General features: G+C 43.6%; 27 protein-coding genes. 12 read left to right on the top strand and 15 right to left on the bottom strand.

The genetic code is table 11. The features are described 5' to 3' along the window. Positions 1–164: 164 nt before the first annotated feature. The 4 genes from ACHLI0_RS20855 to ACHLI0_RS20840 form a co-directional block, all read right to left on the bottom strand. On the bottom strand, positions 165–1,487 hold the full coding sequence (locus ACHLI0_RS20855) for an IS4 family transposase (protein ID WP_490748799.1): 1,323 nt from the start codon (positions 1,485–1,487) through the stop codon (positions 165–167). A 789-nt stretch (positions 1,488–2,276) separates the two neighbouring features. Continuing rightward, positions 2,277–3,170 carry a HEPN domain-containing protein gene (locus tag ACHLI0_RS20850; protein WP_490749958.1) on the bottom strand — a complete coding sequence of 298 codons (894 nt, stop codon included), beginning with the start codon at positions 3,168–3,170 and terminating at the stop codon, positions 2,277–2,279. A gap of 174 nt (positions 3,171–3,344) precedes the next feature. Next, positions 3,345–3,785, bottom strand: coding sequence for an SEC-C metal-binding domain-containing protein (locus tag ACHLI0_RS20845; RefSeq protein WP_490749957.1), 441 nt, complete (start codon positions 3,783–3,785; stop codon positions 3,345–3,347). 8 nt (positions 3,786–3,793) lie between these two features. Next, positions 3,794–4,570: a hypothetical protein gene (locus tag ACHLI0_RS20840; protein WP_490749956.1), complete on the bottom strand. Its 777-nt coding sequence runs from the start codon at positions 4,568–4,570 to the stop codon at positions 3,794–3,796. A 150-nt stretch (positions 4,571–4,720) separates the two neighbouring features. Here ACHLI0_RS20840 and bla point away from each other — a divergent pair, with 150 nt between their 5' ends. Genes bla through ACHLI0_RS20825 form a run of 3 tightly spaced genes read left to right on the top strand, consistent with a single transcriptional unit; the run spans position 4,721 to position 7,570 of the window. Further along, positions 4,721–5,602 carry a class A beta-lactamase, subclass A2 gene (gene bla / locus ACHLI0_RS20835; protein WP_196044860.1) on the top strand — a complete coding sequence of 294 codons (882 nt, stop codon included), beginning with the start codon at positions 4,721–4,723 and terminating at the stop codon, positions 5,600–5,602. A gap of 27 nt (positions 5,603–5,629) precedes the next feature. Beyond that, positions 5,630–7,006, top strand: coding sequence for a GNAT family N-acetyltransferase (locus ACHLI0_RS20830; protein WP_490749955.1), 1,377 nt, complete (start codon positions 5,630–5,632; stop codon positions 7,004–7,006). Between the two features lie 21 nt (positions 7,007–7,027). Next, entirely contained in the window at positions 7,028–7,570 is a 543-nt protein-coding gene (locus tag ACHLI0_RS20825) for a HEAT-like fold family protein (RefSeq protein ID WP_048694910.1), read from the top strand. Here the strand turns inward: ACHLI0_RS20825 and ACHLI0_RS20820 are convergent. From ACHLI0_RS20820 to ACHLI0_RS20810, 3 genes are all read right to left on the bottom strand, one after another. Then, the gene (locus ACHLI0_RS20820; protein WP_008760156.1) at positions 7,565–8,239 is read right to left on the bottom strand and encodes a MarC family protein; all 675 of its coding nucleotides are present in this window, start codon (positions 8,237–8,239) and stop codon (positions 7,565–7,567) included. The two genes, ACHLI0_RS20825 and ACHLI0_RS20820, sit on opposite strands and share 6 nt — an antisense overlap. Before the next feature lie 215 nt (positions 8,240–8,454). Then, a complete protein-coding gene (locus ACHLI0_RS20815) occupies positions 8,455–8,919 on the bottom strand; it encodes a MaoC family dehydratase (protein ID WP_004308264.1) in 465 nt (154 codons plus the stop codon). Positions 8,920–9,025: 106 nt separating this feature from the next. Beyond that, the gene (locus ACHLI0_RS20810) at positions 9,026–9,556 is read right to left on the bottom strand and encodes an SGNH/GDSL hydrolase family protein (RefSeq protein WP_048694918.1); all 531 of its coding nucleotides are present in this window, start codon (positions 9,554–9,556) and stop codon (positions 9,026–9,028) included. A gap of 110 nt (positions 9,557–9,666) precedes the next feature. Between ACHLI0_RS20810 and ACHLI0_RS20805 the strand changes: the two genes are divergently transcribed. Together ACHLI0_RS20805 and ACHLI0_RS20800 are read left to right on the top strand one after the other, a co-directional pair. Then, positions 9,667–11,316 carry an RluA family pseudouridine synthase gene (locus ACHLI0_RS20805; protein WP_062695512.1) on the top strand — a complete coding sequence of 550 codons (1,650 nt, stop codon included), beginning with the start codon at positions 9,667–9,669 and terminating at the stop codon, positions 11,314–11,316. Between the two features lie 81 nt (positions 11,317–11,397). Beyond that, the gene (locus ACHLI0_RS20800; RefSeq protein WP_490749954.1) at positions 11,398–12,375 is read left to right on the top strand and encodes a fimbrillin family protein; all 978 of its coding nucleotides are present in this window, start codon (positions 11,398–11,400) and stop codon (positions 12,373–12,375) included. A gap of 73 nt (positions 12,376–12,448) precedes the next feature. On the opposite strand, the gene ACHLI0_RS20795 is transcribed toward ACHLI0_RS20800, so the two are convergent. Next, complete coding sequence (locus tag ACHLI0_RS20795) at positions 12,449–13,807, bottom strand: MATE family efflux transporter (protein WP_062695515.1); 1,359 nt, start codon at positions 13,805–13,807, stop codon at positions 12,449–12,451. Between the two features lie 117 nt (positions 13,808–13,924). Then, positions 13,925–14,170, bottom strand: coding sequence for a hypothetical protein (locus tag ACHLI0_RS20790; RefSeq protein WP_151209415.1), 246 nt, complete (start codon positions 14,168–14,170; stop codon positions 13,925–13,927). An 85-nt stretch (positions 14,171–14,255) separates the two neighbouring features. Here ACHLI0_RS20790 and ACHLI0_RS20785 point away from each other — a divergent pair, with 85 nt between their 5' ends. From ACHLI0_RS20785 to ACHLI0_RS20775, 3 genes are all read left to right on the top strand, one after another. Beyond that, positions 14,256–14,561, top strand: a complete 306-nt coding sequence (locus tag ACHLI0_RS20785; RefSeq protein ID WP_151209416.1) for a nitrous oxide-stimulated promoter family protein — start codon at positions 14,256–14,258, stop codon at positions 14,559–14,561. 71 nt (positions 14,562–14,632) lie between these two features. Continuing rightward, positions 14,633–15,364 carry an SDR family NAD(P)-dependent oxidoreductase gene (locus tag ACHLI0_RS20780; RefSeq protein ID WP_490749953.1) on the top strand — a complete coding sequence of 244 codons (732 nt, stop codon included), beginning with the start codon at positions 14,633–14,635 and terminating at the stop codon, positions 15,362–15,364. Positions 15,365–15,464: 100 nt separating this feature from the next. Continuing rightward, positions 15,465–15,734 (top strand): zinc ribbon domain-containing protein, encoded by a 270-nt coding sequence (locus ACHLI0_RS20775; protein WP_225694205.1) that lies wholly within the window; start codon positions 15,465–15,467, stop codon positions 15,732–15,734. Positions 15,735–15,865: 131 nt separating this feature from the next. Here the strand turns inward: ACHLI0_RS20775 and ACHLI0_RS20770 are convergent, their stop codons facing one another. Continuing rightward, positions 15,866–16,138: a GNAT family N-acetyltransferase gene (locus ACHLI0_RS20770; protein WP_008764645.1), complete on the bottom strand. Its 273-nt coding sequence runs from the start codon at positions 16,136–16,138 to the stop codon at positions 15,866–15,868. A 10-nt stretch (positions 16,139–16,148) separates the two neighbouring features. Further along, positions 16,149–17,462 carry a TIGR01777 family oxidoreductase gene (locus ACHLI0_RS20765; protein WP_490749952.1) on the bottom strand — a complete coding sequence of 438 codons (1,314 nt, stop codon included), beginning with the start codon at positions 17,460–17,462 and terminating at the stop codon, positions 16,149–16,151. Positions 17,463–17,790: 328 nt separating this feature from the next. On the opposite strand from ACHLI0_RS20765, the gene ACHLI0_RS20760 reads away from it, so the two are divergent. The 3 genes from ACHLI0_RS20760 to ACHLI0_RS20750 all read left to right on the top strand — a co-directional run bounded on the left by ACHLI0_RS20760 (position 17,791) and on the right by ACHLI0_RS20750 (position 20,605). After that, positions 17,791–18,630 carry an endonuclease VIII gene (locus ACHLI0_RS20760; RefSeq protein WP_490749951.1) on the top strand — a complete coding sequence of 280 codons (840 nt, stop codon included), beginning with the start codon at positions 17,791–17,793 and terminating at the stop codon, positions 18,628–18,630. A 32-nt stretch (positions 18,631–18,662) separates the two neighbouring features. Further along, positions 18,663–19,643 carry a lytic transglycosylase domain-containing protein gene (locus ACHLI0_RS20755; RefSeq protein WP_055217507.1) on the top strand — a complete coding sequence of 327 codons (981 nt, stop codon included), beginning with the start codon at positions 18,663–18,665 and terminating at the stop codon, positions 19,641–19,643. A gap of 83 nt (positions 19,644–19,726) precedes the next feature. Beyond that, the gene (locus ACHLI0_RS20750) at positions 19,727–20,605 is read left to right on the top strand and encodes an ion transporter (protein ID WP_490749950.1); all 879 of its coding nucleotides are present in this window, start codon (positions 19,727–19,729) and stop codon (positions 20,603–20,605) included. Between the two features lie 33 nt (positions 20,606–20,638). Here the strand turns inward: ACHLI0_RS20750 and ACHLI0_RS20745 are convergent, their stop codons facing one another. Beyond that, entirely contained in the window at positions 20,639–21,004 is a 366-nt protein-coding gene (locus ACHLI0_RS20745; protein ID WP_011109280.1) for a ribosomal maturation YjgA family protein, read from the bottom strand. A 187-nt stretch (positions 21,005–21,191) separates the two neighbouring features. On the opposite strand from ACHLI0_RS20745, the gene ACHLI0_RS20740 reads away from it, so the two are divergent. Further along, positions 21,192–21,860, top strand: coding sequence for an MgtC/SapB family protein (locus tag ACHLI0_RS20740; protein ID WP_008764636.1), 669 nt, complete (start codon positions 21,192–21,194; stop codon positions 21,858–21,860). Between the two features lie 2 nt (positions 21,861–21,862). Here ACHLI0_RS20740 and ACHLI0_RS20735 read toward each other — a convergent pair whose 3' ends face one another. The 3 genes from ACHLI0_RS20735 to ACHLI0_RS20725 form a co-directional block, all read right to left on the bottom strand. After that, positions 21,863–22,636 carry a TIGR03915 family putative DNA repair protein gene (locus ACHLI0_RS20735; protein ID WP_011109278.1) on the bottom strand — a complete coding sequence of 258 codons (774 nt, stop codon included), beginning with the start codon at positions 22,634–22,636 and terminating at the stop codon, positions 21,863–21,865. A gap of 32 nt (positions 22,637–22,668) precedes the next feature. Then, positions 22,669–23,937 (bottom strand): putative DNA modification/repair radical SAM protein, encoded by a 1,269-nt coding sequence (locus tag ACHLI0_RS20730; protein WP_490749949.1) that lies wholly within the window; start codon positions 23,935–23,937, stop codon positions 22,669–22,671. A gap of 396 nt (positions 23,938–24,333) precedes the next feature. Then, positions 24,334–25,425 carry an OmpA family protein gene (locus ACHLI0_RS20725; protein ID WP_490749948.1) on the bottom strand — a complete coding sequence of 364 codons (1,092 nt, stop codon included), beginning with the start codon at positions 25,423–25,425 and terminating at the stop codon, positions 24,334–24,336. Positions 25,426–25,551: the final 126 nt, after the last annotated feature.

The raw sequence follows: 25,551 nt of genomic DNA, 5'->3' as shown, positions 1-25,551 counted from the left end.
AGGTTGTTTGTGTCAGCGTCTTCGTGTCGTTGAGACTGCTAAATTACTCATTATATCCGGGACCGACAAGAAAAAACGAAAGTTTAATATAGAAAAGGCTGACCCTAAAGTCGGTAGTATCTTAAACTCCCCTCCTTCGGGAAGCTACCCTTTATACACAAGTCTTATCTGATAAACTCATACAGTTCAAACTGTGTATAAAATCTATCCAGTCCATTCTTAAAGGTTATATATCCTGGAATGGACTGGCTCTTGTATGCACTCCATGCTCCTAACCTTGCAATAATCCATGCTGCCCATGCCATTGATTCTTTTTTATATGGATTTTGCTGTATTTTTGTATTTCCCTCACTCTTTTTTCCTACTATATGTAATAATTCTATTTCTTTGCTTGTAAAGTAGATTTCTGAAGAGAGTTTTTCATCTTCTTTATCAAAAGAAAGTTTGAGTACCATCACCTGCAGGGCTGCCTGCAAGGAAATTAAGATTAGTTTTTGTAATGCCGAAACTGTTTCCAACTGTGCGTCCTCAATCATGAATCCCTTTCTTTTGAGCACTCTGAACAACTCTTCAATCAGCCATCTACAACGATACCAACCGATACATTCAATTGCTTGTTCTACAGTCTCCACCACATGTGTAGTTAGCAGTCTCCATTCAATAGGGCTCTCATTTACCGGTGTACTGGAAGATTTTTCTTTAACATGTATGCAATAAAGACTAACAGGGGGACTGCCCTTTGCCGGACCGTTAACAGGAGCGCACAAGGTGACTCTTTCAAAGCGAAGTTCCATGCACGCTACCCGTTTCTTACGTCCGCTTCCCGGGAGCACTTCAAAGCTATACTCTGCCCGTAGAACAGCCTGCTCCATTAATGTATTCAGATGGAGAGAACAGTCTGGATCATCCAACCGACAATTCCTTTCATGAACAGAACGTATCAGCAAGTGAACATTATCAGCAGGGATACGGCTGAAAAGTTCAAAAATGTCCGCTTCACGGTCACCGATGATCGTTTTAACTGCATCCCGGGGCATTTGCTCACTGGCAGCCATTCCACTTTCTATCCAACGATATGACTCTTTTTCTTCTATAGGCTGATATCTGTAATTACGTTCTTCACGACTTAAAGCATCCGGTGAGCGATTCCACTGCTTGACCGAAGAAAAGCCTATAGGAATATGGCTGGAGCCATCCACTACCAAGACAGGATGCAAAAAAGTACCACATTGCCTTTGACCGACAATGCCGGGACTGGCTGTTTTTTTCTTCATTCGCTCAACATGAGCCTCATAGTTTATCTCCGAGGTATCTTGAATACACAGTAAATGCTTACGACCGGAAGCATTCTTACAGCAAGTTTGTATCAGACCTGATAAGATAGCATCAGAACTGACTGAGGAATTGTTCAAAAATCTATAAGCACCCATCTTTTCTTTATGTTCCTTACTAAATTGATTCACTATAGCACTTTGATGGACAACCATCTGAGAGCAAATTAAGTTTAAACGTCGCAAAAGCCGAGGATCACGAATTTGATCTGTCTCTAATAACATCAAGCAAAGATAAAAAAAATAATATATACTTGTGTATAAAGGGTAGCTTCGGGAAGGAGGGGTGCCCAAAGGGCGGGGTGGTAGGTAAGCATATAACTTAATTTATTATTATCAATTTACGTACTCACCTACCACCTCCCCCTACGGGTACTCCTCCTTCCCGAAGGAGGAGAGTTTTGGATACTATTGACTTTTTAGTCAACCCCATTCGAGATACTACCGACTTTTAGTCAGCCTCATAGAAAAGAGAAGACACTAAAGAAGCAATCTAAGCCGGGTCATGATAAGGTTATAGCACTGAATTAGTTTCGTCGCCTTGAAACCATAGTTTCAGCGAAGAGAAACCATAGTTTCAAAGGCTTGAAACTTTAGTTCCAACAGCTTGGAATCATTAGTTTCAAGCGTTTGGAACTATGGTTTCAAGCATTTGGAACTTTAGTTTCAAACTGCAAAACAAACTGTTTCAAGGTTTAGAAAAGATCGTTACATACCGTGATGAAATCAACGACTTCAAAACATATCCCGAATCACAAATACAAGGGTGACAGCATAATTGCCATCACAGTGCTGTCACCTACTGCTGTCACATCATTAACTATTTATAATCTGATAGTTAGAATGAAATCGGTGACAGATGACAGATATATTCTTCTTTTTAATTTATAGGGAGTGACAGCTAAACGGATGCAAAGTTATAAGACTTTAAAATATTTCGTGTGTTCAACCATTTTCCGCCATCGCATTATATTCTGCAATTTTCTCTTTGCAAAGACGTTCAGTCATTTCCTTTAGAATCTCTAAACGTGAAATTAAGTATTCCAGCTGTTCGCTTGTAATTTTGTAATCTTTGTTATAGCGGGCCTCGATATAGGCTTGGCATAATAGATTAAAACACTCTTTTTCGTCATCCGTATTTAGAGGAAAAACCGTTACCAGTTCCATCGAAAAGCGCTTTACCATCCCACCAAGGTCCCGAAGTCTGTGACTTTTCGGACGGTAATTCGTAAAAACCATCAATATAGTATTATAAAGTTTCTCACATGCTTGATGAAGCAGAAAAGCAAAAATCTTATTCCGCTGATCATTAGGCAATGATAGTTTAACTAAGTCAAGAAAACCACAAGCATAAGGATAAAGCTCACTAAATTCATTTTGTGCAATATCCCGAATCTCCCTAAAGCTCAATTTCCGTGGTTTAGCCAATTGACATTTGCCACTATCGTAAAGCAAAATTCCTTCCTTTATAATATCTGTAAAGAAATACTGGCTAACCTCTAGATTATTGTTAACCGTATTTATATGTTCGACAATGAATTGCGGAAAAGCGTGACGACGGTATTCAAACAAATCATGATATTTGTTAGTGATACGCTCCAGTTTTCTTTCTACCCGCTTGACTGCTCCGTTGGTGATGACAAGAATATCATAATCACTCTGATACGAGGTACGAACACCGAACTCTATTTTAGTATCCCATAAAACATAATTACCCCTGGCATAACTCCCGAACAGGATAATCATCTGACAGTTATCGACGCTTTTGCAGACTAAGTCCAGCAGAACTGTCAGTTCTTCCTGCGTTCGCTTGGGCAAATGTTTTATAGACTTCTTCATGAACACTTATTTTGATGACCTTACAAAGGTAAGAACTTTACCATATCAAGCCAACAAGGATACCAAAAATCTTATATGAATGATCCATTTCAGACTGTTCATTTATTCGATGGCGGGAAGTATCAAAGAACAGTCCGCCTATACCGACATAGCATCTCTACGAACAGTCCCTTTTCAGTTATCCCTGCCGCAACATTTCTTGTATTTCTTTCCGCTCCCACAAGGGCAAGGATCATTCCGTCCGATTTTCGTTCCGGAGAATGTATCATAAAACATACCATCAACCATTTTTTGCATTTCAGGAGTGATATCCATGCCTGCTGCTTTCATCGTTGGTCCGGCAACGATACGAGGAGGAGTTTTCACCGATTCACCCCTACCAAGTAGAGCAGATGCTTCGGTGGACGAGTGACCTTTCAAGAACCAACGGGGACAATCATTACAATAGTTTACAGCTATTCCAACCACTTCCTGAAGTTCTTGCATAGAAAGAACCTTCGTGTCTATTGCCGAAACAATAGCAGACATCGGATTTTCGTTCATCTGTATTGCATACCACAGCCACTGTATCTTGGCCTCAGCCAGTTCTTCATTATAACCTAATTTCCTCATCATAAATCCTTTCAGTTGATCCGAATGCGGATTGGAATATAGAACACAGGCATCGTTCCAGCCGACAAAACCTCTTCGACGGTAAACTTCTTCAAACTTTTTATAGCACGATGTGCATATAATCTTTCCTCCAAGTCCTCAACGTCCAATAATAAGGGAGATCGAAGATACATAACAGAATTATATATATCTTCTATATCAAACGTCAGTTGTCTCATCAACATTGAATTGGATAAACCTTCAGCAATTTCGTCCTTTGTCATTGAGCCCTTCAAGTATCCGGTCAGTTGCTTCAAAAATTCTGTATAAGGTAAGAGCCCATAAAGATTTAAAATTCCTAAAGCATACTGCTCCAGCACAAAACGGCTGTTCTCTTCCGTCGATGTCAAAAACTTATCAATATGGGGAGCAACCGCTTCACGCAACTCATCACAAATCATATAACGAATCTTGTCTCCGTTCAAACTACACTCGACCGCAACAAAAGAAAGCAATTCTAATGTACTCGTCATTATCATATTAGGTTCTTCCACATAGGTATTGGCTCCTGCTTTCACCAGTTTTTGAAGGAGCAACCATTCATAATGTGTCAACTGCGAAATCCATATATCCGGACAAGTAAGAACAGCTTCTGCAAGACAGGATACATACTCTTCTTTTCGCAATTTTGAAGGAACGGAAAGAAGAAGCAACTGTGCTATATCTTTCAATTCTTCTTTTGTACTCAATCTTAAACCATCCGCCAACTTCACCGACGATTTAAACAACTCTGAATGACATTTTAACATATAGAAGGCTTATCATTTTGTTTACCGACAAAAATAGATAATTCTTATGTAGGATTACTATTTCCAGATAAGTATTTGCTGATAAAATTAGTATTTATATCTTTGTGACTCTTAAGACCCAAATACAAACCAATTAATGAAAAAATTAGTATGCGCTCATTCATCCTGCTTCTCTGTCTGATCCCCACTATTATCTGTGCACAGAATCTTTCTCTTGAGAATCAACTCAAGCAAGCCATCCAAGGAAAGAAAGCTGAAATAGGTATTGCCGTCATTATCGACGGAAAAGATACGGTAACTGTCAACAATGACATTCATTATCCATTGATGAGTGTATTCAAATTTCATCAGGCGCTGGCATTGGCAGATTATATGGGAAAACAGCAACAGTCATTGAACTTTGAACTGACCATAAAGAAAGAGGATTTAAAGCCCGATACTTACAGTCCGCTACGGGATAGTTTCCCACAGGGAGGATTCAATATAGACATTGCAGATTTATTGAAATACACCTTGCAACAAAGTGACAACAATGCTTGTGATATTTTGTTTCAATATCAGGGAGGGGTAGATGCGGTGAACCAGTACATCCATTCCCTGGGTGTTACGGATTGTGCCATTGTCTGCACGGAAAACGATATGCACCAGGATGAAAGTCTGTGTTATCAAAACTGGACTACTCCGCTGGCCGCCGCGGAACTTCTGGAGATATTCCGCAAAGAAGCACTGTTCCCACAGGAATACAAAGACTTCATCTATCAGACAATGACAGAATGCCAGACCGGACAAGACCGACTGGTTGCCCCATTGCTCGGCAAAGATGTAACGATCGGTCACAAGACAGGGACGGGTGACCGCAATGCCAAAGGACAACAGGTAGCCTGCAACGATATCGGCTTCGTCCTCCTGCCCGACGGACGTGCTTACAGTATAGCCGTCTTCGTCAAAGATTCCGAAGAGAATAATCAGGAGAACAGTAAAATCATTGCGGACATCTCACGTATCGTTTACGAATATGTGACACATCAATAAAGTATAAAAACGTTAAGTACGATTTATATGAAACTACATCATATCGCCATCTGGACTTTTCGTCTGGAAGAATTAAAAGATTTCTATGTCCGCTTTCTGGGCGGGACAAGTAATGAGAAATATATCAATCCCAAGAAGGGATTCGAGTCATACTTTATCTCTTTTGATGAAGGCCCCACTCTGGAGTTGATGAGTCGGGTAGATGTGCAGAATACCCCGATAGAAGAAAACAGGCGGGGACTGACACACCTTGCGTTCACATTTCCCAGCAAGGAGGAGATTCTTCGCTTTACGGAAGAAATGCGTTCCGAGGGATATACCATAGCAGGTGAACCACGCACTTCGGGCGACGGATACTTTGAGAGCGTTGTACTCGACCCCGACGGAAATCGTTTGGAATGTGTTTACAAGAAAGAACCGGAAACAGAAAGAACCGAAACAGCCTTATCCCCGAATATCGAAACGAAGCGTCTGCTGTTGCGCCCTTTTCAGGAGAATGATGCAGAAGCATTCTTTGCCTGTTGCCAGAACCCCAATTTGGGGAATAATGCCGGATGGGCTCCCCACAAGACGCTGAATGAATCCCGTGAAATCCTTCACAGCACATTTATAGGACAGGAAGGTATATGGGCTGTCACATTGAAAGATACACAGCAATTGATAGCTTCCATCGGCATCGTACCCGATCCGAAACGGGAAAATCCTCAGGTACGTATGCTGGGGTATTGGCTGGACGAACCGTATTGGGGAAAAGGATATATGTCGGAAGCAGTGCAAGCCGTGCTCAACTATGGCTTCAACGAACTACAGCTCAGCCTCATCACTGCCAACTGTTATCCGCACAACAAACGTTCGCAACAAGTGCTGAAGCGAAACGGATTTATCTACGAAGGTACACTTCATCAGGCAGAACTTACCTATAACGGGAATATATATGATCATGAATGTTATTACATTCCCAATATAGCACGCCCCACCGAACAGGATTACGACGAACTGATACGGCTGTGGGAGAAGTCTGTCCGCTCCACGCACCACTTCCTGACAGAAGAGAGTATCCAGTTCTATAAGCCACTGATACGCAACCACTATCTGCCGGCAGTAGAGCTCTCCATCATCCGCAACTCTCACGGAAAGATTGCCGCATTCATGGGATTGAGTGATGAACTGATCGAGATGCTGTTTGTACACCCCGACGAACAGGGAAAGGGATACGGGAAGCGATTGATAGAGTATGCCATCCGCCAGAAACAGATCGACAAGGTGGATGTGAACGAAGACAACGACCAGGCTCTCCGGTTCTATCAGCATCTGGGATTCGAGATCATCGGACGGGATGAAACAGACAGCATGGGCAAGCCGTATCCAATCTTGCACTTACAACTGGCCGACGATAAAAAATAAGATACTGAACCCAAAATAAAAATGGATTTACGCACACAGCTAGCCACACGCTTCCATATAGAAAATATACGGGAACTGCTTCATTATATAAAAGAAGACGAACGGCTCAGAGAAGAAATTTACCGGCTGATCTTTGATGAGGATGACATCGTCTCTTATCAGGCGTTGTGGGTCTGTACCCACTTCTCAAAACCTGAGGTAGAGTGGCTGACTCTGAAACAAGACGAACTGATAGACGCGGCACTTACCTGCCCGCATTCGGGAAAACGAAGGATGTTACTGAACCTGCTATGCCAACAACAGCTAGCCGACCCTCCACGAGTGGACTTACTGGATTTCTGTATGGAACGAATGGTATCAAGGCAAGAACCGGCAGGAGTGCAGTCTCTTTGCATCAAACTTGCCTATCAGCTGACCTGCTCCATCCCCGAACTACAGCAAGAACTGCGTACCATGCTGGAAATTATGGAACCGGAACTATTGGTTCCCGCTATTCGTTCAGTAAGAAGAAACACATTGAAGGCTATCCAAGCAAAGAAAAAGAAAGAACATCCGAACTCATAATATATTCAGATGGAATATCTGGGATATACCTGTGACGGAAATCTGTATACCGATGCAAAAGGTAAAAAAGGCAACGAGTTTATTAATGATCTGATTTCCTACAGGTCCCAGTTTCTGAATGATCCTCTGTCCCTGTGAAAGAAACACATACAGTATCCCCGCCATACAAATAATGACCAGCGCAATGACCAGATAATTGATTCCGGTATGCAACAGTTTGCCTTTCACACTGGCAGATGCCATCAAAGTAAAGATCACGGATATACTGCCCGGACCGATACTGATAGGAAACGTGATAGGATAAAATATCTTCTGTTCGATGCTCTTCCACTTGAAGCTGTCTACATTCTGGCTGGTCCCTTCTTTATCGGAAGAATTGGAATCACCCAGCAATTCTATCGCAGTCTTACAAATAAGTATTCCACCACCCAGTTGAATCACGGGAATCGCCAGACCGAAAATCAATAAGAATAAATGACCTATCAGCAAAGTGCCTACACCGATCATTATAAAGTTAATGGTTAGTTTCTGAATAGCCGTTTTTCGTTGTGAAGGGTCGAGGTTTGCAAAGAATCCATTGACGACAAAACCGTTTCCTAAAGGATTGATCACCGGAAACAGCGCCATAAAAGAAGATGAAAATATGATTAAAAGACTACTTAAAGACATAACGCTCACTTTTTAATTGCTTCATGATTATTTGAATACATATATAATACGTAAAACACTCAGCGGCGCTTATGGATGCCACAATGAGGACAAACCTCTTATTATTTTGATATTTTAACCGATTTCCGTGTATTTACATATCTTGCATCCAATAAATAAAACAAAAGGCCGCTTCCTTTGCAGGAAACAGCCTTATCTTATCTTTTCGTCGTTACTCAATTAAAATAATACAGGAACACAGCAATCCCTTCAAGGGCTTTCTTCGGTTGATCCTTAATCTCAATTGCAAACTTGATTTCAGCTTTTGCCACACCGCGCAGATTGGTCAGTGAATGCAGAGTAGTCACCAGACGAATGCTCTGTCCGGACAAAACAGCCTGACCGAATTTCATCTTATCCATCCCGTAGTTGATCATCATTTTCAGATTGTTCACCTGAATAATCTGATTCCACAGGTAAGGAAGCATGGAAAGCGTCAGATAACCGTGAGCAATCGTACTATGATACGGACTGTCTACTTTTGCCCGTTCTGTGTCTACGTGAATCCACTGATGATCCAGTGTCGCGTCTGCAAAAAGGTTAATACGTTCCTGAGAGAGTTCCACATAATCGGAAACACCTATTTGTTGCCCTACCAGCTTTTCAAATTCTTCGTACGAGTTGATAATAACTTTTTCCATCGTCTCATCGTTTTATGGGGGTTATACATATTGATTAATGGGGCAAAAATAGGAAAAATAAATGATATGCCACCTATTTACATGACAAAAGCGTTAACATAAAATTTCATAGATGCTCCTGTCCGTTGAATGCCTGCTTCAGCGCCGTACTTAATATCCGATACCCTTTTCCATTCAAATGCAGATCGTCAATAGTCAGCTCCGGATTTAATCTGCCGTTCATCAGTAATTGATCAAAAACATCCAGATAAATGACGCCTGTCCCTGTCAGTTTTGCAACTATCTTCTCATTCAGCATGCGGATGAACTTGTTCACAGCCGTACTGTAATCATCATAATCATTACGGGGAAAAATACAAAAGAGATAAGTTTTAACCTTTGGAACCGCAAGAACAGCTTTCACATACCGCTCTACATAATCGTCTGTATTTTCTTCATTCAACTGATAAATGTCATTGCTCCCGAACTGAATCACTACCTGGCAGTCGGATGTATCTTCATGAAATGACTCGACATACGCCAGCCCTTCTCCGGGAGCGCCGTAGTTCAGACATTCCCATTGAGGGAAATATACATTCAGTGCCCAGAATGCCATGTGGCTGTTACCTACAAAAGCGAATTTTGGTTTGTCTTCCATTTTATTCCTCTTATTGTTCTATATTTATTCCAACTACAGAACAAATATAGAACAAAATTCGCGGATTTGCCTTACTTTTGCAATCAATAACGATATTCAGATAAGAGTCAATGATACATTTTTTCGACCATCCGGTTTCACATATTGCACTACCGGAAAGGTTTACATACCCTTTCAACTATACTCCTCATCCGCTATGTGTATTAGCGGCCGAAGAAGTCAAAGCCTATATCTCGACAAAGAAGGAGTGGCAAGAGGAATTGGCTCTTGGAAAAATGTTCGGAGTACTGATCGTACAAACCCAGGAAGAAGGATCTTCCTCTATCGGTTATCTTGCTGCTTTTTCCGGCAATCTGGCAGGAAAGAATCTGCATCCGTATTTTGTCCCACCTGTTTACGATTTGCTGCAACCACAGGGATTCTTTAAAATAGAAGAAGAACAAATTTCGGCTATCAATGTCCGTATCAGTGAATTGGAAGTTAATCCTCATTATCTGCACTTAAAAGAAAAACTGGACAGGGAAACGGAACAAGCAAGGCTGGCTCTTATTCAAGCAAAAGAGGAATTAAAGACAGCAAAGAGAGAAAGGGAACTTCGCCGACAATCGTCCCCTGCCCTGTCCGAAGAAGAACAGGACGCACTTATTCGTGAAAGCCAATATCAGAAAGCGGAACTCAAGCGATTGGAACGGGGATGGAAAGAACGAATCAAAACGCTGGAAGAAGAGGTTATTACCTTTGAGACGGAAATAGAAAAACTAAAAAACGAACGAAAGCAACGTTCGGCAGCCTTGCAGCAAAAGTTATTCGAACAGTTCCGTATGCTGAATGCGAAAGGAGAAATAAAAGACTTATGTACTATCTTTGAGCAAACCGTACACAAAATCCCCCCTGCCGGAGCAGGTGAATGTGCCTTGCCCAAATTGCTGCAATATACCTACCTTCACCAACTGAAACCATTGGCTATGGCCGAGTTCTGGTGGGGAAACTCTCCGAAGACGGAGGTACGGCATCACGGTTATTATTACCCCTCGTGTAAAGGAAAATGCGAACCGATTCTGAAACACATGCTGCAAGGACTGGAAGTAGACGAGAATCCACTTTCGCCCCAAGCACACAGGAAGGAAGAATTGGAAATTGTTTTTGAGGACGAATGGCTGGTGGTAGTCAATAAACCATCCGGCATGTTGTCCGTTCCCGGAAAGGAAGAAGAGACGGATTCCGTTTACCATCGTGTAAAAGCTAAATATCCGGAAGCTACCGGTCCCATGATTGTACACCGGCTGGATATGGCTACTTCGGGGTTGTTACTTGTCGCCAAAACTAAGGAAGTTCATCAACACTTGCAGGAACAGTTCATCAATCGCAGTATTAAGAAGCGTTATGTAGCCTTGCTGGATAGAAATGGATTGAACCAGCAACTCGAAGAAACAGGGACCATTAATCTTCCTCTTTGCCTCAATCCGCTCGACCGCCCCCGGCAGATGGTCAGTGAAGAATACGGCAAGCCGGCAGTTACCGAATACCGGATTCTGAACGATTCCGATAAGTACATACGCATCGCCTTTTATCCATTGACGGGGCGTACCCACCAACTACGGGTACATGCCGCCCATCATCAAGGATTGAACTGCCCCATTCTGGGCGATGAACTCTATGGAAAAAAGGCGGACAGGCTCTATCTCCACGCTGAATATATTGAGTTCCGCCATCCCGTTTACGGCGATATCATCTGCATACAGAAGGAAGCGGAGTTCTAAAAATAGTTTCTTCCGATATGAACTAAATTCTTTTTGAAATGTATATAGGGGTAATTACTAACTTTCAAAAAGAACCTGACTATGAATTTTAAGTTTCGAATTACAATGTATCTGGCTGTATCCGCACTGGCGGTACTGCTGTTAGGAGCCTGCTCCAAAAACAACATTTATATGGATGTTGCCTATCCGAACGGAGAAGGAAATAATGGCGGAGAAGAGGGCAACAATGACAATCCTGACAAAAAGGATGCACTCATTACTTTCAGTGCTTCCGTAGAAGGAAGAAATATAACGCGTGCCATGTCTCCGATGGGAAAAGGATTGCAGAGCTGGTTATGTGCCTACCCTTCCAATACCACCAATACGATAGAGGGAGAGCCTGTCGGTGAAGGCAACTATATCACTTCTTCTCCCGGAGTGTTGACGGGAATACAAAGTTATAAAATGTATCTCAGCAATGATATCTATAGTTTTTATGCTGTTTCCTGTAATTCCAGCAACCCCGCCCCTACCTTTACCAACGGCAAGTCCGAAGCATTATCCAATGGAGTGGATTATCTGTGGTGGCACGCCCTGCATCAGGATGTGACCAGTTCACAAGTCAACATTCCCATCACTTACCAGCACGTAGCCACTCAGGTTGTGATAACCATAACGGGAGGTGAGAATATTACGCTCAACAAAGTACTCTCCGCCACTATTACTCCCACGAAACCGGGAGCTTTCATGGATCTGTCAACAGGAATCATTTCTTCAGAAGTCAGTTATGACAAGCCAGCCAACATGGGAATCAATGATTTCACGGTTCAATATGTCATGCTTCCGCTGAAAAGTTCCGACCCGATGGCTTTAACAATGGAATTGATGGTCAACGGAGAAAGTTTCTCACGTACTTACAATACGACCATTACCCCGCCAGACAATATTCTGGCTGCCGGAAATTCATATCTTTTCCGTGCAGTAATCAACGAAAACTCCGTATCATTCGGTAACGTAAGCGTAAAAGACTGGACGGATGTAGATGAAAGCGGTAACCCGCTGTATCCGATACAAGACTAAAATATGATAAAGGGTGTGTCAAAAGTAACTAAACTCCTCCTACGGGTATATTGACTTTTAACACACACTTTAATTATGCAACGGCACTTGTCAGCACCTGACGTTTCAACCTGCGATATACATAAATAAATGCAGGTATCAAAAACAAATCAGCCGCTATCCATGCCATCGGATCACCGTAACAAACAGCGATAAATCCGAAAGCCGGCACGGCATAAATACTGACGAGAATGCGTGCAATCATCTCCGACACTCCCGAAAACATAGCGAGATTAGTATATCCCACTCCTTGAATGGTATAGCGCAGGATACAAAGTAACCCAAGCATCGGGAAGAAAGAGACTGATATATGCAGGAAAAGTTCTGTTTTCTCCAGAATCTCAATTTCAGACGGATCAACAAAGATCAAGGCAAAAGATTTGGCTCCCACCATCAGAATCAAGAAAGTGACGGCTGTATAGATAACCATCATCAGCGTGCTGGCTTTAATCCCCGACCAAATACGTTCAGGCTTTCCGGCACCGTAATTCTGACCGCTAAAGGTAGCCATAGCCATCCCCAGGCTCTCCAACGGACAAAGGAAAAACATTTTGATACGCATCGCAGAAGTAAAAGCTGCCACACACGCCGTACCCAACGCATTATTCGCACTCTGAAGCATGATACTGCCAATGGCCGTAATGGAGAACTGCAATCCCATAGGAACTCCAATGGAAAGCAACGTCTTCGCCAACTTCGACTGATACTTCCGTTCTTTCGGCGTGCCCCGCAGAATGTCAAACTTCCGATACATATAAACGTAACAAAGAAAAGCGGAAACTCCCTGCGAAAAGACCGTAGCAATGGCAGCTCCCATCACTCCCCAGCCCAGTACCAATATACAGAATAAATCGAGAATAATATTGAGCACCGTAGCCAGTACCAAGAAATAGAAAGGTGTCTTGCTATCTCCCAAAGCACGGATAATGCTCGACAACAGATTATAAAAGAAAGTACAAGGTATCCCGATGAAAGTAACAAGCAGATAAGCATACGCTCCTTCAAAGATATTCTCCGGTGTACGCATCATCTTCAAAATATCCGCGCAATAAATACTGGTAAAGATGGCTATGACCACAGACATCACAACAGCAAGTTGCAGACTGACGGAAATGTAACTGCGCATCGTACTATAATCCCTCGCCCCAAACTTCTGTGCCACGGGGATACCGAATCCTCCACAACATCCGTTGCAGAAACCCAGAATAAGAAACACAACGGATGTACTAGCCCCGACAGAGGCTAATGCATTAATACCCAAAAACTTTCCTACGATTGCAGCATCAACAAGCGAATACGTTTGCTGCAACAGATTGCCGAACAAAAGCGGCAGAGTGAAATTAAAAATCAGAGGTAATGCCGGCCCTGCCGTCATCTCTTTAGAAGTTGCCATACGTCTATGTCCTAAAAATTGGCTGCAAAGATACAGAAAAATCCGGTTGAAAGATTCTAATCCCGCACCCTCTTTTTATTGACATAAATCAAAAAAAGACGAAGTGCCGGAAACTGTCTATCTCTTCACCAGTCTTTTCGGCGAACCATGCCAGGAACAACCCAGACAATAAACTTCCGTCAAATCAAATCCATCGGTAGAAGCAGCCGGGTCTTTAGGCACAACTTCTCCATTTTCGAGTACATAGACCAAAAGGCGCTCTTTACGGTCATTCACCACATATAGGGCAGCAATCTTACATTGCGGACATAATAACTTTCTCATGCCGCAAAGATACACATAGTTTCCAGCAACGGCAATCATTCCAGTGGAAGTTCTTTGCAGAATATACGATCAGTTTATTATCTTTGCCGAAGTGAAGCCAGCCTCCAAAGCGAAAAGAAAACAAATGGAAACAGATAAAAAACCGCGTATCACTCAGGAAAAGAGAACCGTAGAGATCATGATCCGTCTCTATTGCCGGAAGAAAGAGAAGAATGCAACTCTTTGTCCGGAGTGCGAAGAGTTGCTCCGCTACGCACATGCCCGTCTTGACCACTGTCCGTTCGGAGAGAAAAAAAGCTCGTGCAAGAAGTGTCCCGTACATTGTTATAAGCCTGCCATGCGCGAACGGATGCGGGAGGTTATGCGGTTCTCCGGTCCCAGAATGTTATTCTATGCCCCTTTAGAGGCGATACGCCATTTATTCTCCTGAACGATAAAGCTATCCTAATGAATTCTAAATAGAAGAGTAATGAAAAAATTGACTATCTTTGGTCCAAAAAGATGAAACGAGCCATTATCATAGGCGCCACCTCCGGTATCGGAAAGGAAGTTGCCCAACGCCTCCTGTCCGAAGGATGGCAGATCGGCATAGCGGGAAGACGCCAGTCAGCTCTCGAAGAGTTCCGGCAAATCGCACCGGAACAGATAAAAATTCAGTCACTGGACGTCACTCAAGAAGACAGTGCCGGAAAGCTGGATGCGCTTATCCATCAATTAGGCGGTATGGATTTATTTTTGCTCAGTTCCGGCATCGGTTTCCAGAATATGGAATTGAATATGGAAATCGAGCTGAATACCGCACGCACCAATGTCGAAGGTTTCACACGAATGGTGGATACCGCTTTTTCCTATTTCAGGAACAATGGAGGCGGACATCTGGCTGTCATCAGTTCGATTGCCGGAACCAAAGGTCTGGGAGTTGCCCCTGCCTATTCTGCTACGAAACGCTTTCAGAACACATACATCGATGCGCTTGAACAACTCGCCCATCTGCAAAAGTTAGACATTCACTTTACCGATATTCGTCCGGGATTTGTAGCCACCGACTTGCTGAATGACGGAAAGCATTATCCTATGCTGATGAAAACCGACCAGGTAGGCCGCGACATTGTACGTGCACTTCATCGGAAACAGCGGGTAGCTATCATCGACGGACGTTATCGTATTCTCGTATTCTTCTGGCGAATGATTCCCCGATGGATATGGAAACGTTTGCCGGTGAAAACAAAATAGCAAGATCGGATAACTGAGAACTTATTGAAAGTAACTATATTTGTAAGCAGATAAAAGAGAATTATTTATCATACTTTTACTCACTTAAAATCAATAAAAGATGGAACAGAAAATTTGTCAGTGTTGTGCTATGCCGATCGATGAAACGACATTCGGAACAGAAGCAGACAGCAGCAAGAATGAAGAGTATTGCCAGTATTGCTATGCAGACGGGCATTTCACCAAAGAATGCACAATGGATGAAATGATTGAACTCAACCTGAACTACCTTGAGGAGTTTAATAAGGATTCGGAAGTAAAGTACACTATAGAAGAGGCGCGGGCAACGATGAAAGAGTTCTTCCCTCAACTAAAGAGATGGAAACAATAAGCTAAAAAGGGACTGACCCGAAAGTTCTTCTTCCAAACGTTTCTTTGTCACAAAAATATGGACAGTGTCCAAATATCCATTGCAACAAAGAGAAAATGACTTTTCGTACTTTTAGGTCAGCCCCTGTTTATTCAACTATCCGCATTCATTTCCGGATGGCGTTCAAGCCACCTCACTGCATAGGAGCAGGTAGCTTTCGGCTTCATCCCGTTGGCGAGTGCAAAGTCATAAGCAGCTTTCACCAGTGCAGCAGCAATCCCCCGTCCTTCTATAGGTTTGGGGACAATGGTGTGAATAATATCGAGATAATCACCTAACAGGCGATATTCTACAAAAGCGGTGCGACCGTCGACTTCCGTCTTGAACAGTTTCTGTTCGGGCTGATGAGTAATTTTGTAATCCATAATGTTTATTTTAAAGTTGTTCAATCCATTGTAGCCGATTCGTATCATAGCCACGACGTTCGGCGGCAGTTACTAATTTCTTTTTTATATCCTCCGGCAGTTGGGGCGTCCGACTCAATATCCAGAGATATTTATCGGTACTGCTGCCAATAAGAGCATAATTGTAATTCTCCTGGTCCAATTCCATCACATAATAATCGGAATAGAAATTCAAGAAAAAAGAGACTTTCAGTTTACCGGGCTGTGCAGGGTCGGGAATCTTGGCGTGTCCGGTGGCTGTTCTACAAATATCGTAAGGTGAATTGCGTTTATATCCCCGATTCTCAACGCGAATTGTTCCATCGGGACGGAGGGTATAAGTAGCGGTCACTTCCATAAGCCCACGTTCGAAACGATGGTCATACCGGGCAATCTCGTACCAAAGTCCCATATAGCGCTTCAGATCAAGCCGATCTACCGTACTGTGATCCGTCCCCTCAAACAACTTCTCTATGGTAGGAACGGAAAAATGGAATCCGGCTTCCAGCAAGCGTGTAGGACGCACTCTCTGTCCGGCTGTCAGAAAAGAGGCGGCTTCACCGTAGAGCAAACGAAAGACCGCTTGCGGAACAATCAAAGTTGTCCACGCATGATACGCCTTTCCCATCGCACGTGTAAACGTGGACTGTGAAACTGCTTGCGGAGCAACCAGATTGAAAACACCTCTCAACTCTTCATTTTCAATAAAGAAGGCCATGGCACGACAAAGGTCACGAATATCTATCCACGGAAAAGGTTGCGTACCCGGTCCTATGACGGCGGCAACCTTTGTTGCACGCAGCGGACGGAGCATTTGTTGCATCGCTCCTCCATCGGGAGAAAGCACGACACCGAAGCGGGTAATGACAAGCCTGGTCGGTTGCGGACAACGTTTCGCTTCCTTCTCCCACGCATAACAAAGATCGGACAAGAAACCATCGCCACGAGTCTGTGTATACTCGTCCGATTCCACCAAAGAGGGGTAATACCCTACGGCAGAGGCCGAAATCATTAGTTTCGGTTTGGTTTTGACTGCATTCAAGGCACGGACAATGCGGTGTGTTACCGTTATCCGGCTATTGAAAAGCTCTTGTTTATGTTCCGGCGTCCAGCGCTGATTGATGGGAGCGCCTGCCAAATTTATAATGACATCACAATGCGTCAGCGTCTGAACCAAAAGTCCGGACATACCTTCCCGAAACATCGCTCTTCCCAAAGGAATGATCCGGTGTCCCCCCTTTTCGGTCAGATAGTTAGAAAGATGTTTGCCTATATATCCGGTGGCTCCGGTCATTGCTATATTCATCTTGATTCTCCGTTTTTAACTATACTAGAGAAACGTATCAAAAGCAGAAAAGGTTCTTTGAAAAAAGTAAAATAAACTATTTCATTGCAGTTGTTATATATATTGATAAACTCTGCCCCCTACGGAGGTATGCTTGTGACAAGCTGTTGGCACAAGTGTGTAAAAGCAAGGCGCAGTATTAGCATGCCGGATAACGTCTCTCAACATCTCAGAAGAAAGTGACACTCCGGTAAACGGATGTATTTTGTTCTGCCGAATTAGGGCTATTCTGATTAATAAGCATTATCTTTGCAAGAGAACATTTATAGAACCATAAAAAAGAAAGAACATGATTGAGGCACCCGAAGCGCTCTATCTATGCGAGCAACTGAACAAGACTGTCAAGGGAAAACGAATCACAAATGTATTCACCCTGTTCACTCCTCACAAATTCGCTTGGTTTTCCGGAAATCCCGACGAGTATGCCGAATGGCTGACCGGAAAGTCAATAGACCATGCGAATTCACAAGGAGGCATGGTAGAGATGACAATAGGCGACAAAATGCTGATACTTACGGACGGCGTGAATCTCCGCTATTACGCACCCGGAACGAAGCTGCCTGCCAAACATCAACTCCTGATCGGCTTCGAAGACGAAAGCTGCCTCATCGCTTCCGTGAGAATGTACGGCGGACTCATGTGCTATGACAAGAATGCTGCTACGGGCGTACTATCCGAATATTACCGGACAGCGAAAAGCAAGCCGCAGGTCATGTCGGACGCTTTCAGCAAAGAATATTTCCTCGGACTGATTAATGATGAAAGTGCGCAGAAGAAATCCGCCAAAGCCTTTCTGGCTACCGAACAGACTGTTCCGGGACTGGGAAACGGTGTATTACAGGACATTCTGTATCATGCCCACATCCATCCAAAGAAAAAAATAGCAGCATTAACAGACAAAGAGAAAGAAAATTTGTTCTATCAAGTAAAGGAAACCATGAACGATATCTACCGACAGGGTGGACGAAACACGGAATCGGACCTGTTCGGAGAAAACGGCAAGTACACAGCTTGCCTCTCTAAAGACACGGCAGGCAAAGCCTGTCCCCGTTGCGGAGAAACCATTGTCAAGGAGAATTATCTTGGCGGTAGCATCTATTACTGCCGTGGTTGCCAGATATTGGAATAAGAACCAATCAAATGACTAAAAGAAAACAGAAAATGAAGAAATTTACCAAGATCAACTACATTCTAACCTTTATATTAGTGTTCTGCATCGGAGCTACCCTGCCTATTCTGATCGGTAGCAGTCATGTAGACGAACAGCATTCCGCCAAATCGGAAGTACCTTATTGCGTCACCTCACCTACCGTCCCCGAGCAGGTGACTTTTGACGGAGAGACGATCGACCTCCGCCGTTACGACCGCCGAGAACGGATGGATCGGGAGATGATGGCGTTCACCTATATGCACTCCACCACCATGCTGCTTATCAAGCGTGCCAACCGTTACTTCCCGATTATAGAACCGATTCTGAAAGCGAACGGTATCCCCGACGATTTCAAATATCTGATGGTCATCGAAAGTAATCTCAACAACATAGCCCGCTCTCCGGCCGGTGCAGCCGGATTATGGCAATTCATGCCTGCTACCGGACGCGAATTCGGACTCGAAGTAAATGAGAACGTAGACGAACGTTATCACATCGAAAAGGCAACGGTAGCCGCCTGCAAATATTTCAAGCAGGCTTATGCCAAATACGGTGACTGGATGGCTGTATCTGCCGCCTATAATGCCGGACAAGGACGAATTTCCTCTCAACTGGACCAGCAACTTGCCAGCCACGCAATGGACTTATGGCTGGTAGAAGAGACTTCCCGCTATATGTTCCGCCTGCTGGCAGTCAAAGAAATATTCAAGAATCCTCAGCGATATGGATTCCTGCTGAAAAAGGAACACCTGTACCCGCCTATCCCTTACAAAGAGATAACAGTCACCACCCCCATTGCCAACTTAAGCGATTTTGCCAAACAGCAGGGAATCACATACGCCCAACTTCGAGATGCGAACCCTTGGCTACGCGAACAAACCCTAAAGAACAGGACCGGAAAAACATACGTTCTCCAGATACCTACACAAGAGGGAATGTACTATGATCCAAAGAAGACGGTTGCATATAACAAGCATTGGGTAATAGATTAATGTAATAGGTAATAAGTAGCAGGTAATAAGTAATAGGTAAAATACAGGTTATTGGGATATTGGCCTGTTAACTGTTTATTCTCATGAAACTAAAAGAAAGAATCCATTATTTTATAAATGACCAAAAGCTGAAACATAAGCTGTACGTCATCATCTTCGAATCTGACACTCCTTCGGGAAAGCTGTTTGATGTGGTTCTTATCGGCTGTATCCTTGCCAGTGTATTATTAGTCATTATAGAAAGCCTGAAAGGGCTCCCCTCCTATCTGACTACCCCATTTGTCATAATGGAGTACCTTTTCACTGCTTTCTTTACCTTTGAGTATCTGACACGAATATATTGCTCTCCACGCCCGAAGAAATACATATTCAGTTTCTTCGGCATTGTTGACCTGTTGGCTACCTTGCCGCTTTACATCGGTTTGATCTTTCCGGGAGCACGCTATCTGCTTATCATCCGTGCATTTCGATTGATACGGGTATTCCGTGTCTTTAAGCTATTCAATTTCTTGAATGAAGGCGAACGACTGCTCACCGCACTTCGGGAAAGTAGTAAAAAGATTGCGGTCTTCTTTCTTTTTGTTGTGATTTTGGTTACTTCCATCGGAACGTTAATGTATATGATCGAAGGAACTTTGCCCAATTCTCAATTCAACAACATTCCGAACAGTATCTACTGGGCTATTGTCACGATGACCACCGTAGGATACGGAGATATAACTCCCGTCACCGGACTGGGAAAGTTTCTTTCGGCTTGCGTCATGCTGATCGGTTATACCATCATTGCGGTACCTACCGGCATTGTGTCCGCCTCCATGATGAAGGACTACAAACGGAGAAGAGACAAAGAATGTCCGAACTGCCATCGGTCAGGGCATGAAGACAATGCACAGTTCTGCAAGTATTGCGGACACGATCTGAATCCGACTTCAGAAAACGAAGATAAAGAGAATGTACAATAAGCAATCGCCAAACAAGAAAGTCTGTTATTCCAATTAACGTCGTCTGAATATTTGCTCAAACAGAAAGATAAAGATACATCCTGCTCCATAGCAGACAATATCTTTCCAATCGAACGTGGAGCCCAAAATGATTCTTAATGCACGGTTGGTGATTCCCAAAGTTTCCACCAACTGAAAATATTGCAGCACTTCGACAAAACAAGCGAACAGGAAAACGTAAAACGGCAGACGGGGAACCCCTGTCGGGATAAATATACGTACAAAACTATATACCAGCACCACGACCAAAGCATCTCCCATATAAGGACGTATGAAACTATCACGTACATACAAGGCTATGAACACCTCTATACAAAATATCACCAGAAAACTAATGATGTAAAATATCCTTTTCTTCATTTCTTATTCAATCTTTGGCGTAATGCACGGTTTTGTCTGCGAATATACGATAAAATGCAGATGCTACGTTCAAATATTACTAAATTAATAGCACAAAAAGAGAAAAGAATTGTATATTTATAGGACTAACCGTTTTTAAAGAAAAAAACAGAAGAAACAAACAAAGAAAAGAAAGGAGACCGAACCTATGATGTTGAACGTTGATTTTATGTTAAGATTACTGGTGGCAGGAATACTGGGAGCCATCATCGGACTGGACCGTGAATATCGTGCCAAAGAAGCCGGATACCGCACTCACTTCCTCGTATCATTGGGTAGTGCCCTGATCATGATCGTTTCGCAATACGGATTTCAAGAGATCATCAAAGAAAACAGTGTGACGCTCGACCCCAGCCGTGTAGCGGCACAAGTAGTCAGCGGCATCGGATTCATCGGTGCAGGAACCATTATCCTACAGAAACAAATCGTCCGTGGACTGACCACAGCCGCCGGCATATGGGCTACAGCCGGCATCGGTCTGGCAGTCGGCGCGGGAATGTACACCATCGGCATAGCCACTACCGTACTGACTCTGATCGGACTGGAACTGCTCAGCTACATCTTCAAGAGTGTAGGCATGAAAAGTTCGATGATCTCCTTCTCTACTAACAACAAAGATACTTTGAAACAGATAGCGGACAGATTTAATTCAAAAGATTATATGATTGTCTCTTACGAAATGGAAACACAGCATTCGGGTGAAATGGAATCCTACCAAGTCACAATGGTCATCAAATCAAAACGGAACAATGATGAAGGACATTTACTTTCGTTGATGCAGAAATTTCCGGATGTGACGGTGCAGCGGATAGAATAAGCCTACTTCTGTTTCTCCGTCAGATACTTCCAGTAGCGGACAGGCATATCCTTTTTATGCTTCCTCGGATTCATGCGTTCTTTAATGCAGATGGCCTTGAAATATGTTTTCCAGAGTTTCTGAAAGATCTTCTCATTTTCATCCATCAAACTCTCGTCCAGCATACCCGTAATCAGATGAGCTTCCCGGCTGTCGTCATCAAAAGAGATCGTAGTCACTTCCTGCAAATCATAGTAAAAGCCATAACGCCGCTTCATATCATAGATAATCCACTTCTGATCGGCAAAACGATCTTTAAAATGTTGGACAGTAAGCGGTAAAGCATTATACTGCGGTTCGAAGGCAGCAAAGAAAGTACCGTCCGCCGCTTTCTGAAAACGCACGAACTGCATCAGATGCATCCGTTCGCCATCCACCTTCTTCCATATCTGGGCAAGCAGAAGCACATCCGGATCGCCGAAGTTAGTCTCGATAGAACGGGGAGCGTCGATCGCCTTACGAATATAACGAAAGATAACCATCCCTATATCCGGCAATTCCGACAACCAACACTGGGTGAGGCAGCCAAGCGCGGAAGAAGAGACTTTCTTCTGCAAGCCACGCCACACGCGGGCGGCTTTCTCTTCATCGGTGACCACCGTATGCAATTCATCATAAAACAAAGGCAAAGCATCCCCTTCCGACAACAGAAAATCGGGAAAGGTCTTACGAAAATAAGCGTCGAAGACAGCAGTCAGCAGACCATCAAAAGTTTTATCGTAGATATAGACGTTCATTATCTTCCGGTTTACAACATCTAAAACTCCATTTATTCCCCAAAATCCAGTATCAACTGGCGGTCGTCCACCTTCTTCTTCGGCTTCGGAAGCAGCAGACTACGTACCCGCTGCGGAGAAAGCTCATTCACCGTTTGCATCTGCAAAGGCAGTTCCCTACACGTAATGAAGTACTGCACTTTTTTCATCACTACGCCTATCTTTTTCAACTCATAAAAGCCCAGACGGGAAAAACGACGGGATGCCACAATCAACTTAGCAGACTTCACCCCGATGCCCGGCACACGGAGCAACATCTCATAATCCGCCTTATTGATATCGACAGGAAACTGTTCCGGATGACGCAAAGCCCACGAGAGCTTCGGGTCTATCTCCAGATCAAGATCAGGATATGCGTCATCTACGATTTCATCCACTTTAAACTGATAGAAACGGAGCAGCCAGTCCGCCTGATAAAGACGGTTCTCACGTACCAGAGGCGGTTGTTTCAGTGCAGGCAGGCGTGTATCGTACGTATTCACGGAAACGTATCCGGAGTAATAAACACGCTTCATCGTCGGTCGCCCATAGAGTGCCGACGAAAGGTAAAGGATATCTTTATCCGACTCGGAGGTAGCCCCTACAATCATCTGCGTGCTCTGTCCCGCAGGCGCAAAACGGGGAGCATGACGGAACTTCTGTCGTTCTTCCTTGCTTTCCAACACGCCTTGCTGGATATACTTCATCGGAGCGAAAACACTCTTATGATCCTTTTCGGGAGCCAACAGTTTGAGGTTCTCTTCTTTCGGGATTTCTACGTTGACACTAAGGCGGTCGGCATACAGTCCGGCTTCATTCACCAGTTCCCGACTTGCTCCGGGGATGCTTTTCAGATGAATATATCCGTTAAAGCGATGCACCTGACGCAAATCTTTCGCCACACGCACAAGCCGCTCCATCGTATAATCCGGACTACGGACCACACCGGAACTAAGAAACAAGCCTTCGATATAATTGCGCCGGTAGAATTCAATCGTCAGTTCCACTAGTTCGGAGACGGACAACGTGGCGCGAGGCAGATCATTACTGCGCCGGTTGATACAGTAGGCACAGTCGTAAATACAATAATTGGTCAACATGACTTTGAGTAAGGAGATGCACCGTCCGTCTTCGGCAAAGCTGTGGCAGATTCCCCAGCCACCTACGGTATTGCCCAGCATGCCCGGTTTGTTGGAGCGCACTGTACCGCTGGATGCACAGGATACATCGTACTTGGCCGATTCTGCAAGTATCTTTAGTTTAGTGAGGACATTTTCGTTCATGGACCCAATCTGATTACAGACGCAAATATACGATTTTAATCGGAATGCCGGTTGATAACGAACCAAATCACTCATATTTTGTTTTCTATAAACAAAACAATCAGATTTTATAATAAAATCAGTCTATATATATAAAAAAAGAGGATGCCCGTGGGAAAAATGTGAGGGGCATCCTCTGTAAGGAACAGAGATCGGAAAAGAAGACTTTCACAAGCATTGCTTTCCATCTGCACCTTGTGGGGTTATCTTCACTAACAAGTGAAGAAAGGGTTCATTGCAGAAGTCCGGGCTTTCACAAGCACGGGCTTCCTCTTTTACCTCCCATACAGGTCCCTCATACTTTTATTAATAGAATAGAGGAATGGGGTATATACCCGCATGAGAAGTGGGAAAATATTATTCTGCAATACAGACGCTTACCCGGTTTTCTTCAGGCACCCGGAAAGGTTGTACTGTATCTCCTTTGAAATCCGTAACGATTCTGTCCGCCGCTATTCCTTTGGCTTTCAAGGCATCGGCAACAATCTTCGCACGTTTTTCGGATAAAGTCATATTGATTCTCGGATTACCGGTTTCCTTGTCGGCATATCCGGTTATGGCAACTTTGCTTGCCGGATACTTTTCCATGTATGCCACCATTGCATCGATCTTCGATTGCTGGTCTTTCTGGAGAAGTGCGGAGTTCAGAGCAAAGAATATATTCTGTTTCATAGGTTCCACTACCACTGCCACAGGTTCCGGTTCGGGCTGTTTCACGACAGGTTGTGGTTTGGGTTGTTCTACTATCGGTTCCGGTTCATAATATACCGGAGCTGTTTTCTTATAGCTTTTTCCTAATTTGATGTTCAGGCCCACTAATACGTTAAATTGCCAGTCGCAGTTGCCTGCCTTTTTCGAGTTGAATTTGTCGGACAGTGCATTTGCGTTTCCTTCAATATTGATAGCCAACCGGTCATTGAGGCGCAGATCACATCCCAGTCCCATACGTCCGGCTATAAGATTTTGTTTGTCCTGCCATAAATACTCTAATTCATGAGATCTTGTGTCCAGTGCGTTTGCTTCGTCGTTGTCGAAAGCATGATTCAGTCCTGCGCCGCCAAAAATATATGCGTTGAATACACGTTTAGGATTAAAACCACAAAATAAAGTACTAAGATCTGCCATAATATCCAGATTTCCTTGCAGATATTTGTACTGATAGGTTTGAGAAGGAGTGACCCATCCTGCCTTTGCCTGCCAACCGCTTACGCCTAAACGGGCTCCAAATGCGGGTGCAAACTTATACCCTACATTAACGGCTGCTGCCGGAGAGATCAGATCTGTAAAATCGGCTTCGCCTACCGTATGCGCAGCTCCAGCCTGAACTTGCATAAACCAATGAGGTTTGAACACTGTCTTGCCCTCTTCCTTGATTTGTCGCTGTTCCTGAGCAAATGCTACTGTGCTGCTGACAGTAAGTATGGCTATTAATAAATTTCTTATTCTCATAATTTTATATATTTTATGTCTTATCACAGAGTATGCAGAATGTACTTGTTATGGTGAAAAGGGTGCCCCTTTCTGATTAGAGCACCCTTTTTGTTGTTGAATGTCTAAGAATTCATTGACATTTCA

The organism is Bacteroides sp. RCH18 (genome assembly GCF_058231005.1).
This window is presented reverse-complemented; position numbering and strand designations above follow the sequence as displayed.